Annotated in this window: 1 protein-coding gene; it reads left to right on the forward strand. The window is 52.5% G+C overall.

The window, feature by feature from the left end; translation table 11 throughout:
* Positions 1 to 17 precede the first annotated feature (17 nt).
* On the forward strand, positions 18 to 549 hold a 532-nt coding region (locus GAC_RS04475), incomplete at its 3' end, for a hypothetical protein (RefSeq protein ID WP_407059597.1).

Below are 549 nucleotides of genomic sequence, written 5' to 3' on the forward strand. Positions count from 1 at the left end.
CACAGGAACTTAGGACGTTGGCGGAAAGTAAAGGACAGCACCTAAATGCTGATGAGATAGAGGGGGAACTAAAGAGCGCGCTGGGATTGGAAAGACTGGAAAAGTTGGCAGAGCTGGAGTTGGTCAAGCAGCGGCTTGAGTCGATGAAGGAGCTGGAGAAGAAGATAGAGGAGGCGCAGTTGACAGCAGAAGAGCTCCGGGAAATGAGGGAGAAGCTTAAGGAGTTGGCAGGAAGGGGGGAGGATCCTGCGGGGCTGAAGAAAGCGATAGAGGAGGCAAATGCTGACGAACTCAAGAAGGGGCTGAAGGAGGTGCTGAAGACGCTGGAGGGAAAGAAGTCAGAGCTGGTGAGGGAAGTAGGAAGGTTGAAGAAGGGAGCCTTGGAGGAGATGAAGGCAGGAAAGGGGTTGGTAGAGGAGGTAAAGGGAGAGCTAGGAAAGCTAGAGGCTAAGAAGATAGAGGAGGTGAAGGCGGCAAAGGGGGAAGTGTCGTTTTTCCCAGGAATAAGAGAACTCACCAAAACTGGAAAGGAGTCGGAGTTGCTGGAAA

It is taken from the genome of Anaplasma marginale str. Florida (assembly GCF_000215485.1).
GTDB lineage: Bacteria > Pseudomonadota > Alphaproteobacteria > Rickettsiales > Anaplasmataceae > Anaplasma > Anaplasma marginale.